The organism is Terriglobus sp. ADX1, assembly GCF_036877645.1.
Classification (GTDB): Bacteria; Acidobacteriota; Terriglobia; order Terriglobales; family Acidobacteriaceae; genus Terriglobus.
The window spans coordinates 1-254 of the sequence record NZ_JAEDXV010000100.1 but is presented as its reverse complement, the minus strand read 5'-3'; the positions used below and the strand labels follow the sequence as shown (position 1 = coordinate 254).

General features: G+C 57.5%; 1 protein-coding gene. It reads right to left on the bottom strand.

The genetic code is table 11. The annotated features are described in order from the left end of the window. On the bottom strand, window positions 1-254 hold a 254-nt coding region (locus JAO32_RS19810), incomplete at both ends, for a response regulator (protein ID WP_334243617.1).

Below are 254 nucleotides of genomic sequence, written 5' to 3'. Positions count from 1 at the left end.
TCATGATGACAACGGCGGTGCGGGGACGCGCGCGACGTACTTCCTCCAGCAGAGACAAGCCTCCGCCGGGCATGCGCAAATCCATGAGCACCACATCTATCGGGTAAAGAGTGATAACTTCACGCGCCTGCTGTGACGTGTTGGCAGCATGAACTGCGAATCCCATGCCCGATGCCACTTCACAACAGGCTTTGAGCACAGGAAGGTCGTCATCGACGACGAGAAGTTCAAGTTTGGGCTCGGACGGGGAGAAC